Consider the following 24,559-nt stretch of genomic DNA (forward strand, 5'->3'; position numbering starts at 1 on the left):
TGGACCAGGTGGTTTGACTGCCACACCGTGTTTTGTTCGGCAGCAAGGTCAATTCCTTAGACATTCGGACGCACGATCGCCGCGTGGCTACGCAGCCCGCGTCGGAGCGCGACCCCGATGATCGATACCGTAGAACCGTTCCTGCTCGATGTGCCCGATCCGCCGAGCCAGCGCCTCGGCGCCGCCGAACTGGAAATCGAGCTGCGAGCGGTAGCAGCGGCAGGCACGCAAGCGGCTCGCGCGACCGTGGCTGTCCAGGTCGACGGTCATCACCGGCGGTTCCGCCGTTCTCGCCGCACGATCGGCATAGGGCCAATCCTCCCAGAGCAGCAGCGATCGCGCGCCGACGACTGCGGTCAGCGCGTCGCGGACGATGTGGTGATCGACATGGTCGCCCAGGCAGAGCGGTCCCATGACGACGTCGGGTTCGACGTCTGAGAGAAGCCGCGACAGCGAGGCCGTCAGCTCCACCACGACCTGATCGTCGGCGCGGCGACCGGCGAACAGCTCCGGCGCCGACGCATAGCCGCGATGCGGCGCCTCCAGGAACGGCAGATGGATCGCCGTCGCGCCGAGCGCCGCGCAGGCGTCGAGGTCCTCCTGCCGGCGCAGCGCCATATAGTCGACGTCGGGCGACAGCCCCTTGTCGAGCTGGCAGGCGAGCGCGAATCCCTGCGGCCGTGCGACGGTGCCGGTGAAGCACGTCGCGATCGTGACCTGCCAGCCCTCGGCCGCGCGTTGCGCCAGGGTCGCTCCCGCGGAGAAGGCGGCATCGTCAAGATGCGGCGAGACGGCGACCAGCTTCAAAGCAGGTGCGGCTCGGCGCGATATCGGCAGGGCGTGACCGGCAGGTCTGTGTCGAATGCGCGCTGTGGTCTGCCGCGCAGCGCCTCGTAGACGGCCATGATCCGCCTGCCGACCGCTTCCCAGCTGTAGACGCTGCGGCATTCGGCGAGCGCGGAGGCGGCGAGGCGCTCGCGCAGGCCGGGATCGGCGATCAGGCGAGCGAGCGCGGCGGCGAGCGCCGGCACGTCGCCGGGCTCGGTCAGAAGGCCATTCTCCCCGTCGCGGATGCAGTCGACCACCCCAACCGACCGGCAGGACAGGACGGCAAGCCTGCTCGCCATCGCCTCGAGGATCGTGTTCGAGAACCCCTCGGCATAGGTCGGCGAGACGAACACGTCGTGTGCGCGATACAACGCCGGCGCGGCGGCGTAGTCAGCATAGCCCGAGAAGGCGACGCGGTCGTTGAGCGACAGCGCCACGGCGAGCGCCTGCGCGGCATCGACGTCCGGGCCGATGCCGGAGATCGTCGCGGTCCAGTCACCCGCCATAGCCGAGAGCGACTGGAGGAAGTCGAGCACGCCTTTCCGGCGATCGACGCGACCGTGATAGAGGAGCCGGACCGGCCCGGATGCAGGCTCGCCGGGCGTGAAGAGCTGTGTGTCGACGGCGCCCGGAACGATCGTGAACCGGTCGAGCGGCGTGCCGAGTCGCGCGCTCACCGCGTCCGCGAAGCTCCTGCCGCCGATCAGCAACGCGCCGGCGTGATCGAGCACGCGGACCATCGCGAGCCGATGCGTCTCGCAGCACGAGCCGACCCAGTGACCATCGCCACCCTGGATCGACACCACGCAGGGCAGCAGCAGGCGGCGCGCGGCGATCATCGCCGCCCAGCCGGTCGGGTAGCCGTATTGCGCGTGGATCACGTCGAACGGTCGCCGCGCGTGCTCGCGGACGATTGTCGCGATCATGACGTCGATGTCCCGCTCGAAGTCGCCGCCGTCCTGCTCTCCCAACGCTTCCAGCCCGACGACGTGGACGCCCGCCACGGGCGGCGGCGGCCCGCCGCCGTACACGCGCGCGCGCGCCGGATCGCCGTAATATTGGCTCACCATCGTCACGTCGTGCCCCGCCGCGACGAGCTGCCGCAGCAGGTTGATCGCATAGATCGACATGCCCGAGATCGCGGGCAGGAACCGGCGGGAGACGAAGCAGATGCGCATCAGCGCGCCGGCAGGTGATGCCGAAGGTACGCGATCGCCTCCGGGATCGCCTGGTGCGCGCGCGGGCTCTCTCGCGACAGTTCGACGCAGACCAGCCGGTCGAACGCGATCTCCTGCAACGCGGTCAGAATGGCAGGCACGTCCATGTCCCCCTGACCGAACGGCAGGTGCGTGTGATCGCCGCGACGCATGTCCTCGATCGCGACCGTGCCGAGCTTGGGGGCGAAACGGCGCACGGCCGCGTCGGGCTCGATCTCGCCGGTGACGAGGCAGTGACCGGTGTCGAGCGCCAGACGAAGCGTCGGGTGGGACACGGCGAGAGCGGCGAAATCCTCGACCGTCTCGATCAGCATGCCCGGCTCGGGTTCCAGGCTGACGGGGATGCCCGCGCGGTTGGCATGGTCGGTGACCTGCGCGAGACCGGCGTCGAGCCACGCGAGCGCATCGCGCGGGTCGACGCCGGCCTTGGGAACGCCCGCCCAGAAAGACACCGTCTCTGCATCGAGGATGGCCGCGATCTCGGTCGCCCGTTGCAGGAAGGCCACGCGGCGGCGGCGGCCGTCCGGATCGGCGGTGACCAGCGTCGGCTCGTGCTTGTCGCGCGGATCGAGGAGATAGCGAGCGCCCGTCTCGATCACCACGCCGAGGCTCAGCGAGCGGAGCAGCGCCGCCACCCGTTCCGCTTCGCGCGCCCAGCCGTCGGCAAGAGGATCGAGATGGTGGTGATCGAGCGTGAGGGCGATGCCGTCGTAGCCCGCGTCGGCGATCAACCGGATCGCGTCGTCGAGCCGGTGGTTGGCGGCGCCGTTGGTGTTGTAGGCGAAACGGAGCGTCACCGATGCGCCTCCGCCCAGGCGACATGGTGCGCTTCCGGCTCGCGATAGAGCGGATAGAGCGGGCCCACCGCGGCATCGGCGGCGGCGGTGTCGAAGAAGGGCTGGCCGCCGAGCCGCGCGATCGCGTCGTCCGTCAGCCGGGCGGGCCGGCGACCCTCTCCCGCCTCGAAGCCGATCAGCGGACTGTCCAGATCGAGGAGCTTGCGCACGTTGCGCTCGCCGATACGGTAATAGCTCATGGTTTCCACCTCCATGCCGGGAACGATGACCTTGACCACGGCGATGCTGCGATCCGCGGGCGACATGTCGACATAGAGGATGTCGAAGCCCGCCGCCTCCACCGCCGCGCGGGCGAGCGTGCCGCGCGACCTGCCGTCGGGCACGTCATTGCGCGGCAACGTCGAGAAGTCGCGGGTGGAGCGCTCCGCGAGCATCGTCTCGGCGAGCCAGCCCCGCAACGTCGCGGCGTCCGTGCGCGTCCAGCGCCGCATCTCGGTGAAGGCGCGATCGTCGCTCGACTTCGCGGCTCCCCCCGATTGCGCCATGAAGCGCGGGATGTACCCGTCGGGCGCGAAGGTCTCCGCCAGGTCCATCGGCCCGTGCGCGAATGCCTTTCGCGCGCGGCTGGCGGCATATTCGGCGAGCGCCTTGGTCAGGGCCTGGGCGGCGTCGGGATGCGCGGCCTCGCCGCAGCCGGTCGCCATGATCGGCACCGCGGGCTCGGCCGCCTCGTCGACACCCATGCAGTAGACGTTGGCGATGCCGAACTCGTCCGTCGCGAACTTCGGCATGGCGCGGATGCCCGCGGCGACGAAGCGCGCGATCAGCTCGGCCGCTTCGGCCGGCACCGTCGCCGGAAGCGCAAGCCCGACGCCGCGATCGAGCGCGCGGAACAGCAGCCCGTTGCCGTCACGCTGAAGGATTTCGCACAGCCCGTGGCCGATCGCCCAGTCGAGGTCCGGTCCCGCGCCCATGCCGTTGGAGATGATCGTGGTGAACGGTCGGTAACCGGTCGCGAGCTCCTTGGACGAATAGGCCGCAAGGTCGATCGGCACCAGAACGCTCGAGCCGTCCGCCCAGCGCCGAGCCTCCACCCAGTCGAGCGCGGTGTCGCCGTCGACGGCCGAGCCGGCGGGGAGGCACAGCGTCAGCGGATCGGCGACCGCGCGCGCGCCGAGGCTCCGCGCCAGCTCGGCATGGCTCCCGCGCGTCTTGGGCCGCGCCGACAGGGTGAGCGTCGGCCAGACCATCTCGGCGATCTCCCCGAGCGCGCCGAGGATCGCCGCCTCGTCGCTCGCGCCATAGCCCACGCCATAGGGCATGATGCCGGCGAGGTCCGGCGTCTCCGGGAACAAGGCGACGACCCACACGGGGATGCCGACACGGTCGATCGCGGTGATCGGGAAGCCGCAGACCTCGCCCGCCGGGAACACGTCGAGATACCGGTTGGCCGCGGCGCCTAGGCCGTCCGGCAAGTCGTTGACCGTGACCCGCCTCATGCCCGCTCCCCCAGGGGCAGCCGCTTGACGCCCGGCAGGCGGGTCAGCGCCTCGTCCAGCGCCGCGACCGCGACGTCACGGTCGACCTCTGGCGCATATTCGAACGGCGTCAGGACCGCGTCGAAGGCGAGCGGGGCGATGACGTCGCGATAGTGACGCACCTCGTTATGTGTCAGCGGAATGTCCTTGTGATAGGCCTTGTGGCTGGAGATGGCGTGGCTCCTTCCGGCCTCGTCCTGATTGATCTTGAACATGTCGCCGCAGAACAGCCGCCTGCCCGGCCGGTCGTGGAGCGCGGCCTGACCTTCGTAATGGCCGCCGACATGGTGGAGGACGTAGCCCGGGGCGATCTCGAGCACGTCGTCATAGGGCGTCGTGACGCGGAACGCCTTGGTCATCGCCAGATCGTCCTTGTGGATCGCCAACATCTCCGGCCCGAACTCGCGCTGGAGCTGGAACAGCGCGCCGTAACCGTGCGCATGGCTGGCGGCGAGGAAGCGGATGCCGCCGAGCTCGGCGATCTTCGTCAGCATCCGGGCGGAATGATAAGGCGCGGCTTCGAAGGCGATGTTGCCTTCCGGCCGGACGATCAGCCAGCCGGTGCCGGCGAGGCCCAGGTTCGGCGTCGTCGTGAACGCCCACAGATCGTCCGCCACCTGGCGGAAGTCGCCGTCGTGCGTCGCGGCGACCTGCGTCTCGGGGAGGAAATGCCAGCCGTCCTCGGGCAGGTCGTTGCGCGTGTCGGAACAGACGGGGCAATCGGGCGGCGCGAAGTGCCGCTGCCAGAAGCCGCAGTTGGCGCACGCATAGTAGCTCAGCGGCATGGGAGCGCCTGTTGGTAGGCGGCGTCGAAGAGGCGCATCAGGCGAAGGTCCCGGTCGATCGAGAAGTCATGCGGCCGATGGCGGACGGCGGCGGCGAAGGCGGCGGCCTGCGCGGTGAAGGGCGAAAGCTCGGCATCGAAGGCGAGCGGCGTCTCCGCGCCCGTCCGGCCATCCCGAAGCGTCACGCAGCCGCCCGCCGTCTGGCCCATCGTGTCGGTGGCGACGAGGAGCCCCGCCTCGCCGAGCACCTCCAGCCGGCGGCGCGGCAGCAGCTCGGCACAATTATACGCTACGTGGCTCTGGAACAGCACGCCGGATGCCGTCCGGCCGCACAGCATGCCGCCATCGTCGACCGCATAATCGTGGATGCGCCGTTGCAGGGCGATGTGCAGCCGGTCCAGCGGCTCGCCGAGCAGCAGCTCCGCCAGGTCGAGGCCATGGAGCGCAAGGTCGATCACCGCGCCCCCGCCGGCGGATTGCGGGTCGGACCGCCAGTTGCACGTCCCCGCGCCCGCCCCGTCCGGCGACCAGAGCGGGTCGACCCAGCAGGCGTAGACGATCCGCACCGCGATCGCCCGGCCGATCGCGCCGCCCCGGATCGCGTCGGCCATCGCACGGTGCGCGGGGTGGTGGCGCTGGTCGAAGGCGGTGCCGTACACATGCCCCGTCACGCACGTGGCGAGTTCTTCGGCCTGGCTGAGCGTCGCGGCGATCGGCTTCTCGCAGAGCACCGGGACGCCTGCCCTGACGGCAGCGCGGACCGGCGCCAGATGAAGATTGTTGGGCGTCGCCACATAGAGCGCGTCGATGTCGCCGGCCGCCAGCATCGCCTCGACGTCGTCATGGGCGAGCAGGCCGGCGGACATCGCACTCGCCTGGGCGGTCGCGGACGGGTCGGCGATCGCGACCAGCTCGCCGCCCGCGGCTTCGATCCCGGGCGCCATGTAATCGCGCGCGACCCAGCCAAAGCCGGCGATGCCCCAACGGACCGGGCGCACGTCGCTCACCATCGCGCTGGCAGATCGACGAGGCGGCGCGTCCGCGCGGGATCGCCGGCAGTGCCGGTCCACGTGCAGCCTGCCGCATAGTCGGCGCGATACCGCTCGGAGGGCCAGCGTGGCGAACCGTCGACGAGTAGCGGGTTGGGGAGCAACGTCGCGCCGTCAGCGGGGATGACGAGACCACCCGCGAGCGAACTCGGCGCCCCCGCCCCTTCGACCAGCGACCAGGCCTCGATCGCCGGATCGTCCGACCAGCCGGTCGCCAGCGGCGCGTCGGCGGCGAGCAGCGCGCGCCTCAGCTGGCGCTCGTCGAAGACGGCGGCGTCGGGGAACATCCGCGCCCACTCGGCGCCGGCGCGCGCCGGACCCGACGCGCCGCCCGCCACCGCCTGGTTGTGCACATGGCTGACCGCCAGCACTCCGCCGGCCGCGACCGCGTCCCGCAACCGCGCCGCCATCAGCGGCTGGGCCGGCAGGAAATAGAAGGCGTCATGGCATTGGACGAGGTCGAACCGGCGTCCTTCGATGGGCCAGCGCACGGCGGCGTCGAACACGACATAGTCGGCATCGGGCGCGACCCAGTGCTTGGCGAGCCAGCATTTCGCGAACACCACGTCCGCGCCGGTGCAGGCGACGCCGACGCGGGTGAGCTCGCGGAGGTAATGGCCGATGCCGCAGGCGAGCTCGAACGCGGTGGCGGGCGTCCGCCAGTGCGCCTCCAGCAGCGCGAGCCCCGCGAGATACGTCGGGTCCGACCAGCGATAGGCGAAGTAATCGGCGACCGGGCCGAACCGCAACAGCGCCATCGCCTCGCGCAGCGTCACCGTATCACGCTCGCGCACCAGCCGTTTCAGCTCGCCCAGATCGGTCGCGGGGCCCGTCCACCACGCGTCCTGGTCGGTCAACAGCGCCACCAGCGCGTCGTCCGGGCACCCGGCGTCGAGATGGTCGAGCGCCACCGCGACCAGCCCCTCGCTGTCCGTGCGCAGATACGGGATGCCATCCACCACCGGCCAGCGCTCGCCGTCGGCCGCCAGCGAATGCGGCGTGTCGGCGACCAATGGTCGCCCCGTCGTCGGCGAGCGCAAGGTCACAGCAGGCCGACCTTCGCCAGCACCGTGTCGTGGAACGCCTTGACCGGCCCGGCATGGACCAACTCGTAGGTGTGGAGCACGCCGTCCATCGTCGCGGACGCGGCGCGCAGGTGCTGCTCGATCTCCAGCACGCGGTCCAGCACGTCGGCGGCGTGAAAGGCCCGTGCCGCGGGCGTCCGGTCGCCGGCGATCGGCCGAAGGACGGCGCGCGTCTGCTGCGCGAGCATCGCCGGCAGCCCGGCGATCACCCGCTCGCGTGCCGCGACGATGACGCGATCGAGGAGGTCGCCCAGCAACACCTCGCCGGTGAAGCCCGCGTCGGGCATCGCGACGTTGTGGAAATGATGCGCCATCGACGCGAGGAACACCTCCGCCGGATCGGCGGCATAGCCAGGCGCGGCCATCACGCCGTACACCGCCACCATCAGGCAATGTTCGGCATGGTTCTCGGGCGGCTGGAGCAGCAGGCGTGGCCGGCCGGGGCAGGTGACGCCCGCGCGTGGCTGATCGGCCAGTCGCTTTGCAAAATGCGGGATCGGTCCGGCTGCCGGCGCGATCTCCGCCAGAGTCCCGCGCAAGCGCACGGCGAGCGCCGGGTCCAGAAGGCCCGCGACCTCGTCGAACCCGCGCCCCAGCACGACCGTCGCCTCGTCGTGCGTCAGGCCGAGTTCGGACAGCGTCGCCCGGTCGAGGTCGCCGAGCCGGGCCGCGGCGAGCGCGGCGGCGACGGTGCGCAGCATCACCGCCTCGACCGCCTCGCCCGCGACCAGCGTCGCCCATCCGCTCGCGAACAGCCGCTCCGCGATCGATCCGTCGCGCTCCGCCGACCGGATGCGCTTGATGTCGCCAAGCTCGCGCAGCAGCGGCAGGGCCGCCGCGTCGAGCCTCATTCGCCGTCTTCTAGCCAGCGATCGAGGATCAGCTGCTGCTCGTTGAAGGCGTGGATCGGATCGTAGTTGCCGGCCGTCTGCGGCATCTTGAGCAAAACGCCCAGCTGCTCCTGCACGCCGCACTGCCCGCGCTGCTGCGCGAGATCGAGGCAGCGGGCGATCTCGATCGCGAGCGGGGCGGCCAGCACCGAGTCCTTGCACAGGAAGTTCAGCTTCAACTGCATCTTCTGACCGAGGAAGCCGGTGATGTCGATGTTGTCCCAGGCCTCCTTGTCGTCACCGCGCGGCTTGTAATAATGGATCATGATGATGTCATCCTCGACCGGATAGCCCAGCATCTGGTCGAGCACCGACTTCTTGGTGCCGACCTTGGAGGCTAGGCTCTTGGGATCGTCGAGCGCCAGACCGTCCGAATTGCCGAGGATGTTGGTCGAGAACCAACCGTCGACATGCAGCGCTCGGTCGCGCAGCGCGGGCGCGATCACCGTCTTCAGCAGCGTCTGGCCGGTCTTGCCGTCCTTGCCCGCGACCGCGACGTTGCGGGTCCTGGCAAGCTCCGCGAGCGGGGCGACATCGGCGGCGACGGACGGCGTGAAATTGGCATAGGGCACGCCGGCGTCGATCGCGGCATAGGCATAGAGCATCGCCGGGCTGATCGCCGCGTCGTCGGCGTCGAGCCCGCGCTCGAAACCGTCCAGCGACGACAGCGCATCCGCCTCCAGATCCGCCTTGCGCTCGGTGGACGCGAGGCTGACCATGACCACGCGGTCGAGGCCCTGATCCTGCTTGAACCCGGCGAGGTCCGCCTGGATACGCTCCACGGCGGCGCGATGGCCGGGGGCGGCGATCTTGTTGGCGCCGTCGATGTTCGCGCAGAAGTCCGTCGAGCCGACGGCCGGCCACGGCTTCATGCCGGACAGGCTCGACGCGCCGTTCGACAGTTCCTTGTCGCCGATCACCCCGTGGCGCAGCGCAGCGGTGGCGAGATCGTCGTGCGAGAGGTCCCATCCCCCGAAATACAGGTCGCGATACGCGGCCATGCCCTCGATGCTGCGACGGGCGAGCGGCAAGCCCGACAAGTCGTTGGAGCCGGCGCGGATCATCGCCACGCCCGCGGCGGCCGTGGTCGCCACCGCTCCGTTGAGGCCGATCACTGCGACCCCGACGCGTTCTGTCATCACTATCTCCCGTTGGTGGCGGGCCGGATAGCGGCGGTTTCGGCCAAGCAGAAGGCCGCACCGCAGGATAATTCCCTATCGTTCACCTATGTATCGAGTTGATGCGCAGACACGTCTGAGCTGCGCGCCGTTTTGTCCGGCTCGGCAATCCGCTTTATCTTTAAGTGGGAAAGCCGTTTATTAAGCGCGCTTTTTTATTCATGCTCCTGCTGTGATCATGTCGCTGCACCGTGGTGCTTCGTCATTCTCGTGTCTGCCATCTCACGGGGCGTCATGACGCGCCCATGGATCGCGCGAGTCGGCTGCCCGACAGCCAGGCGGCCTCGATGCGGCCGCCGATCAGCCAATCGCCGCACAGGCCGAGCCGGCGCGATGCGTCCCAGAGCACATCCTGCCCCAACCGGCCGGACTTGGCGTAGCGCCAGCGATGCACGCTGGTGACCTCCGGAGCGGGAAGAGCCACGTGCGCGAGCGCGTCGAAGGCCTCCAACACGAACCGCTCCACGACGTCCAGCCGCTCCTCCAGGTGCGCGGCCGACCAGTCGCCCGATGCCTGCAGCACCCAGGCTTCCGCGCCGTCGCGGCCGGGCTTCGCCGAGTTCCGCACGGCGGAGGCGATGATCCCCGGGTTGGTGATGCGGTCGGGCCCGATCGGCAGGCGCGAGCCATAGGCGGCCATCACCGTCCAGCAGGGATCGGACGGCGTCGCGATCGCGTGCGCTGCCCAATCCGGCCGGTGCGTGCCGACCAGCGACGCGACCTGCTCGGCCGGCACCGCCACGATCGCGGCGTCGAAGGGCTCGGCCGCCACGTCCTGGCCATGGAACGCCCAGCGGTCGCCCTCCCTCCCGATCTCGTCGACCCGCGCTTGCCATCGGACGTCGAGGTCCGCCGACAGCGCACGCACCGGCGCGCTCATCGCCGGGACGCCGACCCACGCGTCGTCCCCGGCCGCGGACCATCGCGCGACATGGCCCGCGGCGGCCCAGCGTTCGACCTGGGCGACGAATGCGGGATCGCGCGCCGTCAGATATTGCGCGCCATGATCGAACGACACAGGGCCGAGCGGCGTCTCGAGCCGCCGCGTCGACATGCGCCCACCCGGCCCCCGGCCCTTGTCGAACAGGACGGGCGCATGTCCCTGCTCCGCCAGCAGCGTCGCGCACGAAAGGCCGGCCAGGCCGGCGCCGATGATCCCGATGCGCACGCGTCCTCCTGTGAGTGAGACCACCGCCGCCCCTGCCCGCGGGCGGCGTTCGCGACAAGGGTTGCAGGGCCGGCCAGCTCGGTGATGCTTCGGACGAGGCGACATCGAGTTCGGCGACGACCCTGCTCAAGCCGAACAGGGAACGTCAGGCCGCGAGCGGCGCTTAGACGGGATGGTGACCCCGTCAAAACATGCTTCAGCCGGCGCGATGCGCGAGGTGCGGTTCATCCCGCTATGTGGATCGTCAGACGCATGAGTCGCGTCACCGTCTGGCACGATGGCGCCTGCCCCCTTTGCGCGCGCGAGATCGCCTTCATGCGGAAACTGGATCGCCGGGGTGCGATCACCTTCGTCGATGCCACCGATCCGGCCGCCACGTGCCCGCTGAACCGCGCCGAGCTGCTGGCGCGCTTCCATGCCCGCGAGGACGACGGAGACGGGAACGGGCGGATGCTGTCCGGAGCGGCGGCTTTCGCGGCGATGTGGCGGGCCATCCCGTTGCTTCGCCCGCTCGGCCTTGCGGCTCGCAATCCTGTCGTTCTGGCGCTGCTCGAACGAGGCTACGGGCGATTCCTGCGCGTGCGTCCTCGGATGCAACGCTGGATGCGGCGGCGGGAAGCGCGGGCGTGAGGCCGCGCCCCGACCCGGTTGGCCCCGGCCAGGAAAGCGTGTGGGACTATCCGCGCCCCGCCATCGCCCGGCCGAGCACCCGGCACGTCCGCATCGAGCATCGCGGTGTCGCGGTCGCCGACACCCGCGCTGCATTCCGCGTGCTCGAGACCAGCCATCCGCCGAGCTGGTACCTGCCGCCCGACTCCATCGCCCCCGGCCTGCTGCGCGCTTCCCCGCGCCGCTCGTTCTGCGAGTGGAAGGGCGAGGCGGTATACTGGCACCTGGAAGTCGGCGGCGAAGTGCTGCGCGATGTCGGCTGGAGCTATCCCGCGCCCACCCAGCCCTTCGCCGCCATGCGCGACCACATCGCCTTCTACGCCGACCGGTTGGACCATTGCCTGGTGGACGGCGAACAGGTCCGCGCGCAGCCCGGCGGTTTCTACGGCGGCTGGATCACCAGCGATCTCGCGGGCCCGTTCAAGGGTGTACCAGGCAGCATGGGATGGTGACGACCGGGCTGCCCAACGCGCTGGCCCGTTGGCGTGAGGCACCGCGGGTACGCCGGCTGAACGACCGTGACACCGCTCCCGGCGGACGGTACGTCCTGTGCTGGCTCCAGCAGGCTCTGCGGTCGGGCGACAACCCGGTCATCGACGCGGCGGTGCGGCTGGGCAACGCGCTGGACCTGCCGGTGCTCGTCTATCATGGCGTGCGCGAGGATTATCCCTATGCCTCCGATCGGCTGCACCATTTCATCCTGAGCGCGAGCCGTGACCTGGGCCTTGGCTGCCGGGCCCGCGGACTGGCCTGCGTCCAGCACGTCGACCGGGCCGACGCGCGCCAGAAGGGCCTCGTTTATCGCCTCGGCGCCCAGGCGGCGGCGGTCGTCGCGGAGGATCAGCCGACCTTCGTCGCCCGCTGGCAGACGGAGCGCGTGGCGGCGCGCGCCGAGGTCGCGGTCTACGCCGTCAACGCCGCCTGCCTGGTCCCGCCCGCGGTGCTGGGCGACGGCATCGCCAGCCGATCGCGCTTCCTGCGTCGGCACGAGCTGGAGCGCGCCGCCTGGCTGGACGGTGTGGACGAGGCGGCGGAGGTCGCGCCCTACGCCGGCCCACTGCCGTTCACGCCGCACAGGCTCGACGACCATGCCGATGGTGACCTGGATGCGCTGGTCGCCGGCCTGACGATCGATCACACGCTCGGCGTCAGCGCCGCCTTCCCCGCCGGCCGTGCGGGAGCGCTGGCGCAGCTCGAGCGGCTGACCCGCGCGGTGCTGCCCGGCTACGCCGCCAATCGCAACGACGCCACGCGCGAGCAGGGCGCGAGCGGACTGTCGCCTTACCTTCACTTCGGCGTGCTCGGCCCGCGCGAGGTGATGGCGGCGGTCGCGGCGACGAGTGCGGGCGGCCAGCACAAGGCCAAGTTCGCGGACGAGCTGCTCGGATGGCGCGAGTGGTTCCACTATCAGGCGCGCGAGCTTGCCGCTCCCGAGCGATACGGCCGGGTCACCGGGTGGGCCGTCGATACGCTGGCGGCGCACGCGAGCGACCGCCGCTTCGAGCTGGAGACCCTCGCGTCGATGCTGCGGGGCGAAACGCGCGACGAGACCTGGAACGCCTGCCAGAAGCAGTTCCTGATCGATGGCTGGATGCACAACAACTTGCGCATGTACTGGGGCAAGCGGATCATCGCGATGACGCCCGATCCGGCCACCGCCTGGGCCACGACCTGCTACCTGAACGATCGGCTGAGCCTCGACGGGCGTGATCCGTCGACCTACGGCAACATCGCCGCGATGTTCGGTGGTGGTGCGCCCGCCGAGCGCGACCTGCCGGTGTACGGCCGCGTGCCGACGCGCAGCGACGGCTCGACGCGCGGCCGGCCGAACGGCGCGGCCTGGCTTGAGGCGGCCGCATCCCGGCACGCCGAAGCCGTGTCCGTGCCCGACGCGGTGCCGTCGGCTTCGTATGTCTAGAACGCGGCTTCTACGGCGGCCGAGGCCCTGTCATAAGGGCGCACACGATCGGTCCACTCCCAAGCGAGCGAGGTGACTCTGGCCAGCTACCATGCCGACCTTGGGCGTACCCGCCACCGCTTTGACGGGCTGCGCGCGTTGCTCGCGGTGGCGAGCCCGTTCCGCTCCGGCGACGACTTGGCAGGGCTCGTCGCGGCCAATGCCGAGCATCGCGTCGGCGCGAGGCTGGCGCTGGCGGACGTGCCGCTGCCGACGTTCCTTCAGGACCTCGTCGTGCCGTACGAGAGCGACGAGGTGTCGCGACTGATCGTCGACCGCCACGACGCGGCGGCGTTTCGGGCCATCGCCCATCTGACGGTGGGCGCATTCCGCGACTGGCTGCTCGACGATGCGACGGATGGGGCGGCGATCGCGGCGGCCGCGCCCGGCATCACCCCCGAGATGGCGGCCGCGGTCTCGAAGCTGATGCGCAACCAGGACCTGATCGCCGTCGCGCGCAAGGTGCGGGTCGTCACCCGGTTCCGGGGAACGCTGGGGCTGCCGGGGCGGCTATCGACCCGATTGCAGCCGAACCACCCGACGGACGATCCCGCCGGCATCGTCGCCTCGATCCTCGACGGGCTGCTGATGGGCGCGGGCGACGCGGTGATCGGCGTCAATCCCGCCGGCGATCATGTCGAGGCGACCGCGGCGCTGCTTCGCCTGCTCGACCGGGTTCGCGACGGCTGCGGCATCCCGACCCAGACCTGCGTCCTCGCCCACATCACCACGACCATCGCGTTGATCCGGCAGGGCGCGCCGATCGACCTGTGCTTCCAGTCGATCGCCGGGACGGAGCAGGCGAACCGCGGCTTCGGCATCGATCTTGCGCTGCTGGCCGAGGGCGAGGCGGCGACCCGTTCGCTCTGCCGCGGCACCGTCGGGCAGGATTGCATGTACTTCGAGACGGGCCAGGGATCGTGCCTGTCGGCGGACGTGCATCATGGTGTCGACCAGCAGACGCTCGAGGCGCGCGCCTATGCCGTCGCGCGTGCCTTCAGCCCACTGCTCGTAAACTCCGTCGTCGGCTTCATCGGGCCGGAATATCTCTACGACGGCAAGCAGATCCTGCGCGCCGCGCTGGAGGATCATTTCTGCGGCAAGCTCCTCGGCCTGCCGATGGGGCTCGACATCTGCTACACCAACCATGCCGAAGCGGACGGCGACGACAGCGACGCGATCCTGACGCTGGCAGGAGTCGCGGGCGTCAACTTCATCATGGGCGTGCCGGGCGCCGACGACATGATGCTGGGCTATCAGTCGACGAGCTTCCACGACGCCCTCTACCTGCGCGACGTGCTCGGCCTCGCGCCCGCGCCCGAGTTCGAGCGGTGGCTGATCGACACCGGCCTGATGGCGAACGGCCGGATCGTCGACGCGGCGGTGCCCGCGCTCGGCGAGCGCATCCTAGCGCTGGCGCACCATGACTGAGCCCGTGGCGCCGGCCGATCGGCTGGCGTCGCTGACGAGGGCGCGCGTGCGCCTAGGGCGCAGCGGTTCGGCGATGCCGACAGCGGCGCTGCTGGCGTTCGAGCTCGACCATGGCCGCGCGCGCGACGCCGTCCACACCGAACTCGAAACGGCGGGCCTGGCGGAGGCGCTGGGCCGCGAGGTCATCGCCGTGCACAGCCGCGCCGACGATCGCGCGACCTTCCTCCGCCGGCCGGACCTCGGCCGGGCGCTCCGGGAAGACGATGCGGGCAAGCTGATCGCGGCCGGAGACAGGCTGGCGATCGTGATCGCCGACGGCCTGTCGGCAACGGCGGTCCATGCGCATGCGGCGTCGGTCGCCGCGCTGCTGATCGAGCGGATGGTCGACTGGCGGATCGCGCCGGTCGTCGTCGCGCGGCAGGCCAGGGTCGCGATCGGCGATGCGATCGGTGCGCGGCTCGGCGTCGAGCTGGTCGTGGTGCTGATCGGCGAGCGGCCGGGCTTGAGCGCGCCCGACAGCCTCGGCGCCTATCTCACCTGGCAGCCGCAGCCGGGTCGCCTCGACAGCGAGCGCAATTGCGTGTCGAACATCCGTCCGCCGCACGGCCTGTCCCATGCCGCCGCCGCCGATACGGTCGCGCGATTGCTGCGCGCGGCCCACCCCCGGGGCCTGACCGGCGTTGCGCTGAAGGACGGCGCGGACGCGCTGCCGCCGCTCACCGGGCGACCGGAGAGCCTGGGGTAAAGCGGCGCGCCGGCGTACGGCGCGCCGGATCAGCTCCTCAGGAAGCGATCGATCCAGCCGCGCACGATCGCAGCGCCGCCCTCGGCCGCCAGCGAGCGCCGCGCCGTGGCTTTGAGATCGACGGTCAGGTCGGCTGCGCCATTCGCGTCGATCAAGACGCGGGCGAAGTCCGTGCCGAACTCCGGATGGCACTGGAACGAGATCGCACCGTCGCCATAATCGATCATTGCGTTCGGCGTGAACGCGCTCGTGCCGAAGACGGTCGATCCGGCGGGCGCGGCGACGACCTGATCCTGATGCGACGCGATGACCGAGACGCTGTCGATCTCCTCATCACCCATCCAGGCCGGCCGGCAGCGCAACTCATAGCGATGCAGGCCGAGGCCCCACCCCTGCGCCGCCTTCTCGACGGTCCCGCCGAAAGCCTGCGCCATGATCTGATGCCCGAAGCAGATGCCGATCAGTTTCACGCGTCCGCGCACGGTGCGCAGGAACGCCGCCAGCTCGTCGATCCAGGGCAGCCCGTCGTTCACGCCCGCCGACGATCCGGTGATGACGAACGCATCGAACGATGCGGCGTCCGTCGGCCATTCGTTCACGACGACACGGAAGGTGACGTAGCCATGCCCCGGCCCCAGCAGCGCGCGCACCATCGCGTCGTATCGCCCATGCGTCTCGGCCAGGTTGACGGGCAGGCTGCCGGTTTCGAGGACGCCGATCCTCATCGCCGTGCCGAGCGCTTGTCGTCTAGCAGAATCATTCGAGCCACAATAATTTCCGATCCATCGCGACCAGGCAGCCGAGACTTGCTCTTAGCCGAATCTTAGCCCGGGTGACGGCGAGTCCTCGGTGGCGGCCGTCGTCCGGGCTGATCCGTTTCGAGGAGAGCCGCTCAGCGTCCAGGGTAGCTCGTCATCGAGCGGGTCTCACAAGGCCAGACGAGACCGCTTGATGCGCAGCGTCACGATCAGGCCGCCCTCCGACCAGTCGTAACGGATCGACCCGCCCAATTGGCCGGACACGGTCCGCTGCACCAATTGGCTGCCGAACCCGGCCGGCGTGGCGGGAGCGATCACCGCCGGGCCGCCTCGCTCCAGCCAGGTCAGGACGATATGGTCGGTCTCCGTCGCGCTGGTGATGTCGAGCGTCCCCGTGGGCTCGGACAGCGCGCCGTATTTCATCGAGTTGGTGGCCAGTTCGTGGATGACGAGCGCGATACCCGTCGCGGCGCTCTCCCCGATGCCCGCGCGTTCGACCGCGACCCGGATCCGCCCCTTGAAGGCGCCGAGATCGTCATAGGGGGCCAGCAGGATCGACAGCAGATCGCCGAGCAGCGCGGCCGCGCCCTGGCCGGCGGACAACGGCCGGACCAGATCGTGCGCGCGCCCCAGCGCCGTCAGGCGTCCGGTCAGCTCGGTCGCCATGTCTCCTATGCTGGTCGCGGAGCGTGACGTGATCGTCGTCAGCCCCGATGCGATGGCGAGCAGGTTCTTGACGCGATGGCTCATCTCGCCGGCAAGCAGCTCGTGCCCCTCTTCGGCCTGTTTGCGTCCGGTGACGTCGAGGAAGATGCCGAACATCGTCCGGCCGACGATGCCGACGTCCTCGCCCTGCCCCCGCGCCGCGATCCAGCGGACCTCGTCCCCGATCAGGATGCGGAAGTCTGTCTCATAGTCGCCGAGCACCGCCCGCGTCGCCGCGAACGCCGCCCGGACACGGTCGCGATCGGCCGGATGGATGTGCGACGACAGTTCCTCGAACGTGACGCTGTCGCTCCACGCCATCCCCCACAGCTCGAAGCCGCGCGCGTCCATCGTCAGCAGGTCGGTATCGACGTTCCAGGCCCACAGCGCCACGCCCGCCGCCTTCATCGCGAGGCGAAGATGCTCCGGCTGCCATATATGTCCGCTGGGTTGCTCGGCCGTCACATCGATACCTCCAGACGATCACCTCGTCCGGATAGCCGCAACGCGCCCGGCGGCAACCATTTTCGCGCGGTGCGCCCACGGCAGAAGCTCGGTGGCGGAGAGGGTGGGATCCGACCTTGCGGCCTACGATGTTATAATTACGACCTTCCTGTAAGGTTTGATCTCAGTCTGCCCCCAGCCATACCCCCGCTTCCAGAGCGTCATTCAGCCTGTTTCAGGACATAGGGCCGTAGGCCGTGCAGCCTGCTGCCTAATGGCAGCAGCTAGACGTCCGCTGCACACCAGACAATGACGAGGCCATCTCGCTGTGCGGCGTGGTGCAAGCCGGTTCCAAACGCAATATTGCCGCGGTCCGTCTCGACACGGTGCGGTCGTGGCGAGGCGTTCTTCATCGATCACGGCACCGGCGTCGCGATCGGCGGGACGGCGATCATCGGCGACCGGGTCCGCCTGTACCAGGGCGTGACCCGCGCATCTCAGGCGGCTGTACGTGCCGCGGCACCGGGTCCGCCTGTACCAGGGCGTGACGCTGGGCGGCGATCCCGACCTTTTCGGCGACAAGTCCGGCGCTCCTCGCCATCCGATCATCCAGGACGAGGTCGTGGTTCACGCCAACGCCAGCATCGTCGGCCGCGTCACGATCGGCGCGCGCTCGCGCATCGGCGGCGGCGTGTGGCTGCGGCGGGACGTCCCGCCCGACACGCTGGTCGAGGCGCCGCCACCCGTCTTCCGCCCGATCGTCGCCCGGCGGAGGCGCGCCGATGACGCGGCGGCTTCATTTCGGCGCGTTCATGCGCCCGATCTCGATCCACACGGGCGCGTGGCGCTATCCGGGCGCGTGGCCGGACGCGAACTTCAACCTCGCACGCATCACCCGGCTGATCCGCACGCTGGAGGCGGCGAAGTTCGACGCCTTCGCCACCTCGTTCGAGCCGTTCACGCTGCTGTCGGCGCTGGCGATGGTGACGCAGCGGATCGGCCTCGTCGCGACCGCGTCCACCACCTATGACGAGCCGTACCATGTCGCGCGGCGCTTCGCCTCGCTCGACCACATCAGCGCTGGCCGGGCGGGCTGGAACATCGTCACCACCGGCAACCCCGAGACCTCGCACAATTTCGGCAGCGACCTGCATCTGGAGCATGCCAGCCGCTACGCCCGCGCGCGCGAGTTCCACGATGTCGTCACCGGGCTGTGGGACAGCTGGGCCGACGATGCGTTCGTGCGCGACGTCGACAGCGGCGTGTTCTTCGATCCCGGCAAGCTCCACGTGCTGAACCACAAGGCCGCGCACCTGTCGGTGCGCGGCCCGCTCAACATCGCGCGGCCGGTGCAGGGCTGGCCGGTGATCGTGCAGGCCGGCGTATCGGAAGCCGGCCGCCAGCTCGCCGCCGAGACCGCCGAGGTGATCTTCGGCGCGGCGAGCTCGCTGGCGGACGGCAAGGCGTTCTACGCCGATGTGAAGGGCCGGATGCCCGCGCTCGGCCGCGATCCGGACGCGCTGAAGATCCTGCCCGCGGCCTTCGTCGTCGTCGGCGACACGGTGGACGAGGCGAAGGCTAGGCGCGCGCATCTCGACAGCCTCGTCCATTACGACAGCGGCATCCGCTCGCTGTCGATCGCGCTCGACTACGACGTGTCGGGGTTTGATCCCGACGGGCCGCTGCCCGACGTGCCCGAGAGCAACGCGAGCAAATCGGGCCGCGATCGGACGGTCGCTTATGCCCGCGCTAACGGCGCCACGATCCGCACGCTTGCAGCCAAGGCGGGCAGTTAGGCCGGGCTCGCGTTCGTCGGCACGCCCGCCAGCATCGCCGACGAGATGGAGGCATGGCTCCACGAACGCGGGTCCGACGGGTTCAACGTCATGTTCCCGCATGTGCCTGAGGGCCTCGACGATTTCGCGACCAAGGTGGTGCCCGAACTTCAGCGCCGCGGGCTGTTCCGCACCGACTATGAGGGCACGACGCTGCGCGATCATCTGGGGCTGGCGCGGCCGGGCAACCGGTTCTTCACGTCGGCCGATGCTGCCGCGTCGTAGGTGACGCGCGACCTGGTCGATACGTCAGGTCTGGCGCCCGTCACGCTCGACCGCGCGATCGGGGCTGGAGCCTCGCCGCGCTCACGCTCAATGGCGTGGTGGGGGCCGGCATCCTCGGGCTTCCCGGACGCGTGTTCGCGTTGGCCGGCGACCGGACCGGCTGGGTGCTCGCCGCCGCCGCCACGCTGTCGATCGCGGTGACGCTCTGCCTGGCGGACCTGGCCGGGCGGTTCGAGGCGCCGAGCGGCCCGGTCGAATATTGCCGCGCGGCGTTCGGCGAGGCGGCCGGGTTCGCGGCCGGCTGGCTGTCCTGGACCGCGACCGTGCTGGCCGCGGCATCGCTCCTCAACCTGTTCGCCGATCTGGTCGCGCCCGTACGCGAGTTCCGGCGATGATCGGCATGGGCGTATTCCTGACCGGCTTCACGATGGCGGGTGCCGGCCGCTCGGCGACGGGCGCCGCCGCGCTGACCGTCGTCAAGCTCGGCCTCCTGGCGGCGGTGGCGCTGGCCGGGCTGGCGCTGCCGGTCGCGCCGGCCGTGGTGCCGGCGGGCCCGACCCATCCGGCCACCGCGCTGGTGCTGCTGTTCTTCGCCTTCGTCGGCTTCGAGCGGCCGACGGCGGTGGCGGGCGAGGCGGTGGCGGCGCGGCGATCGCTCCCCTGGCGCTGGTCGGCGGCATGGCGGGCGTGACCTTGCTCTACGGCGCGCTGTTCGCCGCCTGCCTGCGCGGCGTGCCCGGCCTCGCGACCAGCGCCAACCCGATCCAGGACCTCGCGGCGCGGGCGCTCGGGCCGACAGGCGGACTGGTGGCGAGCGGCGGCGCGGCGCTGATCGTGCTCGGCACGCTCGCCAGCCAGTGGATCACCGCGCCCCGGCTGCTGCTGGCGCTGGCGCGACAGGGCGCCTTGCCCGGCCGGCTCGCCGCGCTGGCGCCCGGGCGCCGCACGCCCGACCTCGCCATCACCGCGACGGGCGCGGCCGCGGTGCTGCTGGCGCTGAGCGGCAGTTTCGTCAGCGGGCTGGCGGCCTCCAGCGCGTCGCGCCTGCTGATCTTCCTCGCCTGCGCCGGTGCGGGGTTGCGGCTGGGCGGCCGGGATGCGCCGCCGTCACGCTTTCGCCTGCCGGGACGGACCGCTATCGCCGTCGCGGTCGTTCTCGCCTGCGGAACCCTGCTCGTCTTCGCCGGCGCCGAGCTCGGGCGGCTGGCGATCATCCTTTGCATCGGAGGTATCTCATGGCTCTCGACGATCCTGGTGCGGCGGTGGTCGCTGCGACCGGCCTGACGGTCGCTCCCTGCGGGCCGGTGCTTGGCGCGGAGGTGAGCGGGCTCGTGATCGGCGACCGGGTCGCGCCGGATCTCGCCGCGACGCTTCGCGCGCTGCTGCTGCGCCACAAGGTGCTGTTCCTGCGCGACCTCGACCTCAGCCATGCGCAGCACCTCGCGCTCGGCCGCGTCTGGGGTGAGCTCGAAGGCCATCCGGTCATCGGCCATGTGCCGGGTCATCCTGAGATCCTCGATATCCGCGGCTCGGACGGGCGGGTAGAGGACACTGACGGGGATCGCCGCTTCCGCACACTCGACAAATGGCATGCCGACGTGACCTTCCGGCCCGCGCCCTCAATGGGCGCGGTGCTGCGCGCCCGCGAACTGCCCGCGACCGGCGGCGACACGCTGTGGGTGGACGCCGCGGCAGCCTACGAAGGCCTGTCGGATGCGGTGAAGGCGCGTATCGAGGGCCGCACCGCCACTCACGACCTGCTGTTCGACTTCGGCGACCGCATCGGACCGGAGCGCCGCGCGGCGATGGCGGCCGAGTTTCCGCCGCAGCACCACCCGATCGTGCGTACCCATCCCGAGACGGGCGAGCGCGTGCTGTTCGTCAACGCGAGCTTCACCAGCCGCTTCGACGGCCTGGAGGAGACGGAAGGCGCGGCGCTGCTCGCCCACCTGCTCGACCGGTTCAAGGTGCCCGAGTACCAGGTCCGCTTCCGCTGGACGCCGAACGCGGTGGCGATCTGGGACAATCGCGCGACGCAGCACTATCCGGTAGCCGATTACTGGCCCGCCCGGCGGCACATGGAACGGGTGACAATCATGGGCGACGTGCCGCATTAGACGCGCTGCTATGTCGCTAACCGGAGGTACTCACGACCCCTACCTCGACATCGAGAGCAAGCTACCGCCGCCTGAAATCGGCCGTTTCCCGCCTTGCACTGGGCGATGACCAGCTCGGGATTGGAGATGATGAACAGCGGCGAGGCGATCACCGGCAGGGACAGCTTGGCGCGAAGGTCGGCGGCGTGGAGGGGCATGGTCAAGGGCTCCGGTGAGGACGGGTCTAAGCGGGGCGCTGCGCGGACGCGGGCAGCGCCGTCACCGTGGCGCCGATCTCTCGCGGCAGGATGTCCAGGGCCTCCTGGCACCACTCCAGGCTCGCGCGCTCGCGCTTCAGTCCGAACTTCAGGCCCAGCAGGCGGCCGATCTCGCGAGGACCGAGCGGGCGGCCCGCGAAGTTCTTGGCGAGGATCATCTCATAACGAGCCAGCCGGGCCTGATGGTATTCGAGCCGCTGGCCGACCTGGATGCGCACGGCTTCCAGGTCGACATCGCCCAACGCGTAGAGGCGCACCAGAAGGTCATCCTTGGAGGTCGGCGGCTCCGCCGGTCGCGCCGACCAAGCCTTCAGCGCCGCGCGCCCGGCCGGCAGGATGGCATAGACGAACTTGTTGGGGACGCCGCTCTGGATCACCTCATGGCCTTCGACCCAGCCGCGCTCGCGGAGCTTGGCGAGTTCCCGGTAGATCATCTGGTGATCGGCCTTCCAGAAGAAGCCGATCGAGGTCTGGAAGCTGCGCGCCAAATCGTAGCCGCTCATTGGTTGCTCGACCAGACACGTCAGGATCGCTTCACCCAGAGCCACTTGCCCCTCACGACATACGTGGCATGCTGCCACGCAAAGCCGTATAGGCTCTTTTAGGCATAAGCGTGAATACGCATATGCTTCTTGCAGGTGCTTTCCAGGCGTCACGTTTCAGCCCGGACATGCACGCCAGCAGGCGCTAAGGGCGAGCACGTCGCCGGTGTTTACCGCCAGCGGATACGGTTTGGGTAGGACGATCCGTCAAGCCGCGCGACCATCCTCGGCAGCTCGGACCCACAAACCGTCATTCGGCGGCCCTCGGCCTTTCCCCAGAACCGGACGCCTGTTGATCTCCGTCTCTGGTCGGCTCCTGTAATCGGGGACGCCGATGCGCCTATCCCGAAGCACAGAACCGGGATATCCGCCATAAGGCCGACGCGGTGCGGATCGTGGCCATCCCGTTGCCGACGCACGCCCGACCGTGGGAGTGGCGGCTCCCTTGAAGTCGTGCGCTGACCGTAAATATCGGTGCGGTGGCATCCTTCCAGCGTGTCAGGCGCTTAGCTGACCTGCCGCTTCTCGAGCTTGCGGGCCAGCGTGCGTCGGTGCATGCCCAAACGCCGCGCGGTCTCGGAGATGTTGAAGTCGGTTTCCGCCAGCATCGCGTGGATGCGCTCCCACTCCAGCGTCTTCATGGAGGTCGACCGGACGGAAAGCGGGACATCGGCGTTGCCGACGACATGGCCGAAGGCCGCTTCGATGTCGTCGGTGTTGGACGGTTTGGCGAGATATTGCGACGCGCCCAGCTTGATCGCCTCCACCGCCGTCGCGATGCTCGCAAAGCCCGTCAGCACGACGATGAGGGTCGCGGGATCATGAGCATGGAGCGCCTGGACGCAGACGAGCCCCGACGTGCCGGCGAGCTTCAAGTCCACCACCGCATAGTCGGGCGTCGCCGTCACGAGCAGGTCCAGCAGTTCGGCATGTCCGGCAGCCACCGCGACGCAATAGCCGCGCCGCTCGAACGAGCGGGCGAGCGTGCGCGAGAAGGCCCGATCGTCCTCGACGATCACCAGCAACGGATCATCCGCCATCCGCATCTCCCGCCAGGGCCAGCGCGCGCAAGGGCAGCGTCAACCTCACGATCGCGCCCCCGTCATCCGAGTTCGATGCGTCCGCGCGTCCCCCGAGCTTGCGCATCACGTTGACGACGAGGAACAGGCCGAGGCCCCCGCCCAAACGCCCCTTGCTCGAAGCATAGGGCTTGCCGAAGTTCGCGAGCTGGTCCGGCGCGAAGCCGGACCCGAAATCTCGGACGGTCACCATCAGATCGTCGCGCGCGAGGCAGACGGCAAGGGCGATGCGCTCGGGCGACGCCTCCGCGGCATTGTCGAGGACGTTGAAGATCACCTGCTTCAGCGCGGTGTCGGCGACGATCGGCAGGTCGCAGCCAAGTCCGTCGTCGAACGCGAGCCGCGTCGCCGCATGTCCGGAACTCCAGTCGGCCGCCAGATCGTCGATGAAACGGCGGAGCGTGGTGGCGGCGGGCGCCTCGCCCCGCGCTTCGCCCGCCGCGAGCAGCACGCCCGTCACGATCGCCTTGCACCGCCCCACCTCGGCCTGCATCTCGCCCACGTCGGCGAGCAGTTCGGGATCGTGCGCGAGCGCGGCGCTGTGCCGCCAGTCGCCCAGGATCACCGCCAACGAAGCGAGTGGCGTCCCGAGCTCGTGCGCCGCGCCCGATGCGAGCAGCCCCATGCGGACGATGTGATCCTCCTCCGCCGCTTGCTGGCGCAGGTCGGCCAGATGCGCGTCGCGGGCGCGTAGATTTCGGTTGATCCGCGTGACAAACAGCACAAGCAGGGTGGCGATCAGGACAAAGCAAATCCAGGCACCCGCCACGTTGAGCACCGCGAGACGGCTGGCGAGCGAGGGTGGAAGTTCGATCGGGCGATACGAAGCCACCAGCAGCGCGAAGCACGCGCTGGCCAGTATAACGATCGCGACCGCCGACCACATGTCGAGCAGGATCGCTCCGAGCACGACCTGAAGCAGATAGAGCGACACGAACGGATTGGTCGCGCCCCCGCTCAGGAAGAGCTGCACGCTGAGCGAGGCGACGTCGAGGACGAGGGCGAAGAACAGCGCGGCGTTGGAGGTCGCGCGCCCACGCCGCAGCAGCACGAGGCTGACAAGGTTCAGCAGTAGCACCGCTGACGTCATCGCCAGCATCGCCGCCAGCGGCAGCCGCACGCCCATGGCGAACCGCACGAAGAGGATCGTCACGAGCTGCCCCGCCACCGCCACCCAGCGGAGCTGGACCAGCTGCACCATGTTACGGGCACCCGCCGCCTCCGGCGACCAGTGTGCTTGTGTCGGTGCGGCACCGATGA

25 protein-coding genes and 3 pseudogenes are annotated in these 24,559 nt (G+C 70.0%); 12 read left to right on the forward strand and 16 right to left on the reverse strand.

Features of this window, described 5'->3' with window-relative positions; genetic code table 11:
* Positions 1-87: 87 nt before the first annotated feature.
* The 10 genes from ACFE65_RS11250 to ACFE65_RS11295 all read right to left on the reverse strand — a co-directional run bounded on the left by ACFE65_RS11250 (position 88) and on the right by ACFE65_RS11295 (position 10,535).
* Positions 88-807 (reverse strand): PIG-L deacetylase family protein, encoded by a 720-nt coding sequence (locus tag ACFE65_RS11250; protein WP_375382455.1) that lies wholly within the window; start codon positions 805-807, stop codon positions 88-90.
* Entirely contained in the window at positions 804-2,006 is a 1,203-nt protein-coding gene (locus ACFE65_RS11255; protein ID WP_375382456.1) for a glycosyltransferase family 4 protein, read from the reverse strand. The genes ACFE65_RS11250 and ACFE65_RS11255 overlap by 4 nt, the downstream gene beginning before the upstream one ends.
* Positions 2,006-2,842: a sugar phosphate isomerase/epimerase family protein gene (locus tag ACFE65_RS11260; RefSeq protein ID WP_375382457.1), complete on the reverse strand. Its 837-nt coding sequence runs from the start codon at positions 2,840-2,842 to the stop codon at positions 2,006-2,008. Before ACFE65_RS11260 ends, ACFE65_RS11255 begins: the two co-directional genes overlap by 1 nt.
* On the reverse strand, positions 2,839-4,341 hold the full coding sequence (locus ACFE65_RS11265) for a YcaO-like family protein (RefSeq protein WP_375382458.1): 1,503 nt from the start codon (positions 4,339-4,341) through the stop codon (positions 2,839-2,841). The genes ACFE65_RS11260 and ACFE65_RS11265 overlap by 4 nt, the downstream gene beginning before the upstream one ends.
* On the reverse strand, positions 4,338-5,165 hold the full coding sequence (locus tag ACFE65_RS11270; RefSeq protein ID WP_375382459.1) for a hypothetical protein: 828 nt from the start codon (positions 5,163-5,165) through the stop codon (positions 4,338-4,340). The genes ACFE65_RS11265 and ACFE65_RS11270 overlap by 4 nt, the downstream gene beginning before the upstream one ends.
* Positions 5,156-6,172, reverse strand: coding sequence for a Gfo/Idh/MocA family protein (locus ACFE65_RS11275; RefSeq protein ID WP_375382460.1), 1,017 nt, complete (start codon positions 6,170-6,172; stop codon positions 5,156-5,158). Before ACFE65_RS11275 ends, ACFE65_RS11270 begins: the two co-directional genes overlap by 10 nt.
* Complete coding sequence (locus tag ACFE65_RS11280; RefSeq protein ID WP_375382461.1) at positions 6,169-7,260, reverse strand: class I SAM-dependent methyltransferase; 1,092 nt, start codon at positions 7,258-7,260, stop codon at positions 6,169-6,171. The genes ACFE65_RS11275 and ACFE65_RS11280 overlap by 4 nt, the downstream gene beginning before the upstream one ends.
* Positions 7,257-8,150, reverse strand: coding sequence for a hypothetical protein (locus ACFE65_RS11285; protein ID WP_375382462.1), 894 nt, complete (start codon positions 8,148-8,150; stop codon positions 7,257-7,259). The genes ACFE65_RS11280 and ACFE65_RS11285 overlap by 4 nt, the downstream gene beginning before the upstream one ends.
* A complete protein-coding gene (locus ACFE65_RS11290) occupies positions 8,147-9,328 on the reverse strand; it encodes an inositol-3-phosphate synthase (protein ID WP_375382463.1) in 1,182 nt (393 codons plus the stop codon). Before ACFE65_RS11290 ends, ACFE65_RS11285 begins: the two co-directional genes overlap by 4 nt.
* Positions 9,329-9,599: 271 nt before the next feature.
* Entirely contained in the window at positions 9,600-10,535 is a 936-nt protein-coding gene (locus ACFE65_RS11295; RefSeq protein WP_375382464.1) for an NAD(P)/FAD-dependent oxidoreductase, read from the reverse strand.
* A 252-nt stretch (positions 10,536-10,787) separates the two neighbouring features.
* Between ACFE65_RS11295 and ACFE65_RS11300 the strand changes: the two genes are divergently transcribed.
* The 5 genes from ACFE65_RS11300 (at position 10,788) to eutC (ending at position 15,337) form a co-directional block, all read left to right on the forward strand.
* Positions 10,788-11,165, forward strand: a complete 378-nt coding sequence (locus ACFE65_RS11300; protein ID WP_375382465.1) for a thiol-disulfide oxidoreductase DCC family protein — start codon at positions 10,788-10,790, stop codon at positions 11,163-11,165.
* Positions 11,162-11,656: a DUF427 domain-containing protein gene (locus ACFE65_RS11305; RefSeq protein ID WP_375382466.1), complete on the forward strand. Its 495-nt coding sequence runs from the start codon at positions 11,162-11,164 to the stop codon at positions 11,654-11,656. Before ACFE65_RS11300 ends, ACFE65_RS11305 begins: the two co-directional genes overlap by 4 nt.
* Positions 11,650-13,122, forward strand: coding sequence for a deoxyribodipyrimidine photo-lyase (locus tag ACFE65_RS11310; protein WP_375382467.1), 1,473 nt, complete (start codon positions 11,650-11,652; stop codon positions 13,120-13,122). The genes ACFE65_RS11305 and ACFE65_RS11310 overlap by 7 nt, the downstream gene beginning before the upstream one ends.
* A gap of 72 nt (positions 13,123-13,194) precedes the next feature.
* The gene (locus ACFE65_RS11315; RefSeq protein ID WP_375382468.1) at positions 13,195-14,592 is read left to right on the forward strand and encodes an ethanolamine ammonia-lyase subunit EutB; all 1,398 of its coding nucleotides are present in this window, start codon (positions 13,195-13,197) and stop codon (positions 14,590-14,592) included.
* Positions 14,585-15,337 carry an ethanolamine ammonia-lyase subunit EutC gene (gene eutC, locus ACFE65_RS11320; protein WP_375382469.1) on the forward strand — a complete coding sequence of 251 codons (753 nt, stop codon included), beginning with the start codon at positions 14,585-14,587 and terminating at the stop codon, positions 15,335-15,337. The genes ACFE65_RS11315 and eutC overlap by 8 nt, the downstream gene beginning before the upstream one ends.
* A 29-nt stretch (positions 15,338-15,366) precedes the next feature.
* On the opposite strand, the gene ACFE65_RS11325 is transcribed toward eutC, so the two are convergent.
* Both ACFE65_RS11325 and ACFE65_RS11330 read right to left on the reverse strand, forming a co-directional pair.
* Positions 15,367-16,062 (reverse strand): type 1 glutamine amidotransferase, encoded by a 696-nt coding sequence (locus tag ACFE65_RS11325; RefSeq protein WP_375382470.1) that lies wholly within the window; start codon positions 16,060-16,062, stop codon positions 15,367-15,369.
* Positions 16,063-16,263: 201 nt separating this feature from the next.
* Positions 16,264-17,265 (reverse strand): sensor histidine kinase, encoded by a 1,002-nt coding sequence (locus ACFE65_RS11330; RefSeq protein ID WP_375382471.1) that lies wholly within the window; start codon positions 17,263-17,265, stop codon positions 16,264-16,266.
* Between the two features lie 375 nt (positions 17,266-17,640).
* On the opposite strand from ACFE65_RS11330, the pseudogene ACFE65_RS11335 reads away from it, so the two are divergent.
* The 7 genes and pseudogenes from ACFE65_RS11335 to ACFE65_RS11365 form a co-directional block, all read left to right on the forward strand.
* Positions 17,641-17,974: pseudogene (locus ACFE65_RS11335) on the forward strand (serine O-acetyltransferase); the annotation flags it as partial.
* Between the two features lie 52 nt (positions 17,975-18,026).
* Positions 18,027-19,040: an NtaA/DmoA family FMN-dependent monooxygenase gene (locus ACFE65_RS11340; RefSeq protein ID WP_375382472.1), complete on the forward strand. Its 1,014-nt coding sequence runs from the start codon at positions 18,027-18,029 to the stop codon at positions 19,038-19,040.
* 45 nt (positions 19,041-19,085) lie between these two features.
* A complete protein-coding gene (locus tag ACFE65_RS11345) occupies positions 19,086-19,304 on the forward strand; it encodes a hypothetical protein (RefSeq protein WP_375382473.1) in 219 nt (72 codons plus the stop codon).
* 77 nt (positions 19,305-19,381) lie between these two features.
* A pseudogene (locus ACFE65_RS11350) lies at positions 19,382-19,699 on the forward strand (amino acid permease); the annotation flags it as partial.
* Positions 19,696-19,995, forward strand: coding sequence for a hypothetical protein (locus ACFE65_RS11355; protein WP_375382474.1), 300 nt, complete (start codon positions 19,696-19,698; stop codon positions 19,993-19,995). The pseudogene ACFE65_RS11350 and the gene ACFE65_RS11355, both read left to right, overlap by 4 nt.
* Entirely contained in the window at positions 19,983-20,588 is a 606-nt protein-coding gene (locus ACFE65_RS11360; RefSeq protein WP_375382475.1) for an amino acid permease, read from the forward strand. Before ACFE65_RS11355 ends, ACFE65_RS11360 begins: the two co-directional genes overlap by 13 nt.
* Positions 20,540-21,421, forward strand: coding sequence for a TauD/TfdA dioxygenase family protein (locus tag ACFE65_RS11365; RefSeq protein ID WP_375382476.1), 882 nt, complete (start codon positions 20,540-20,542; stop codon positions 21,419-21,421). The genes ACFE65_RS11360 and ACFE65_RS11365 overlap by 49 nt, the downstream gene beginning before the upstream one ends.
* Before the next feature lie 86 nt (positions 21,422-21,507).
* Here ACFE65_RS11365 and ACFE65_RS11370 read toward each other — a convergent pair.
* The 4 genes and pseudogenes from ACFE65_RS11370 to ACFE65_RS11385 form a co-directional block, all read right to left on the reverse strand.
* Positions 21,508-21,618 (reverse strand): annotated as a pseudogene (locus ACFE65_RS11370) (nitronate monooxygenase); the annotation flags it as partial.
* A 26-nt stretch (positions 21,619-21,644) separates the two neighbouring features.
* Complete coding sequence (locus ACFE65_RS11375; protein ID WP_375382477.1) at positions 21,645-22,334, reverse strand: PadR family transcriptional regulator; 690 nt, start codon at positions 22,332-22,334, stop codon at positions 21,645-21,647.
* 392 nt (positions 22,335-22,726) lie between these two features.
* On the reverse strand, positions 22,727-23,260 hold the full coding sequence (locus ACFE65_RS11380; RefSeq protein WP_375382484.1) for a response regulator transcription factor: 534 nt from the start codon (positions 23,258-23,260) through the stop codon (positions 22,727-22,729).
* Entirely contained in the window at positions 23,250-24,500 is a 1,251-nt protein-coding gene (locus ACFE65_RS11385) for an ATP-binding protein (protein ID WP_375382478.1), read from the reverse strand. The genes ACFE65_RS11380 and ACFE65_RS11385 overlap by 11 nt, the downstream gene beginning before the upstream one ends.
* Positions 24,501-24,559: the final 59 nt, after the last annotated feature.

Origin of the sequence: uncultured Sphingomonas sp. (assembly GCF_964237335.1) — a bacterium.
GTDB lineage: Bacteria > Pseudomonadota > Alphaproteobacteria > Sphingomonadales > Sphingomonadaceae > Sphingomonas.

Coding starts and splice junctions, on each gene's coding strand:
- ACFE65_RS11255 (WP_375382456.1), bottom strand. CDS start 2,006: ATGCGCATCTGCTTCGTCTCCCGCCGGTTCCTGCCCGCGATCTCGGGC.
- ACFE65_RS11265 (WP_375382458.1), bottom strand. CDS start 4,341: ATGAGGCGGGTCACGGTCAACGACTTGCCGGACGGCCTAGGCGCCGCG.
- ACFE65_RS11270 (WP_375382459.1), bottom strand. CDS start 5,165: ATGCCGCTGAGCTACTATGCGTGCGCCAACTGCGGCTTCTGGCAGCGG.
- ACFE65_RS11285 (WP_375382462.1), bottom strand. CDS start 8,150: ATGAGGCTCGACGCGGCGGCCCTGCCGCTGCTGCGCGAGCTTGGCGAC.
- ACFE65_RS11290 (WP_375382463.1), bottom strand. CDS start 9,328: ATGACAGAACGCGTCGGGGTCGCAGTGATCGGCCTCAACGGAGCGGTG.
- ACFE65_RS11300 (WP_375382465.1), top strand. CDS start 10,788: ATGAGTCGCGTCACCGTCTGGCACGATGGCGCCTGCCCCCTTTGCGCG.
- ACFE65_RS11310 (WP_375382467.1), top strand. CDS start 11,650: ATGGTGACGACCGGGCTGCCCAACGCGCTGGCCCGTTGGCGTGAGGCA.
- eutC (WP_375382469.1), top strand. CDS start 14,585: ATGACTGAGCCCGTGGCGCCGGCCGATCGGCTGGCGTCGCTGACGAGG.
- ACFE65_RS11325 (WP_375382470.1), bottom strand. CDS start 16,062: ATGAGGATCGGCGTCCTCGAAACCGGCAGCCTGCCCGTCAACCTGGCC.
- ACFE65_RS11340 (WP_375382472.1), top strand. CDS start 18,027: ATGACGCGGCGGCTTCATTTCGGCGCGTTCATGCGCCCGATCTCGATC.
- ACFE65_RS11345 (WP_375382473.1), top strand. CDS start 19,086: ATGGAGGCATGGCTCCACGAACGCGGGTCCGACGGGTTCAACGTCATG.
- ACFE65_RS11355 (WP_375382474.1), top strand. CDS start 19,696: ATGATCGGCATGGGCGTATTCCTGACCGGCTTCACGATGGCGGGTGCC.
- ACFE65_RS11360 (WP_375382475.1), top strand. CDS start 19,983: ATGGCGGGCGTGACCTTGCTCTACGGCGCGCTGTTCGCCGCCTGCCTG.
- ACFE65_RS11365 (WP_375382476.1), top strand. CDS start 20,540: ATGGCTCTCGACGATCCTGGTGCGGCGGTGGTCGCTGCGACCGGCCTG.
- ACFE65_RS11380 (WP_375382484.1), bottom strand. CDS start 23,260: ATGGCGGATGATCCGTTGCTGGTGATCGTCGAGGACGATCGGGCCTTC.
- ACFE65_RS11385 (WP_375382478.1), bottom strand. CDS start 24,500: ATGGTGCAGCTGGTCCAGCTCCGCTGGGTGGCGGTGGCGGGGCAGCTC.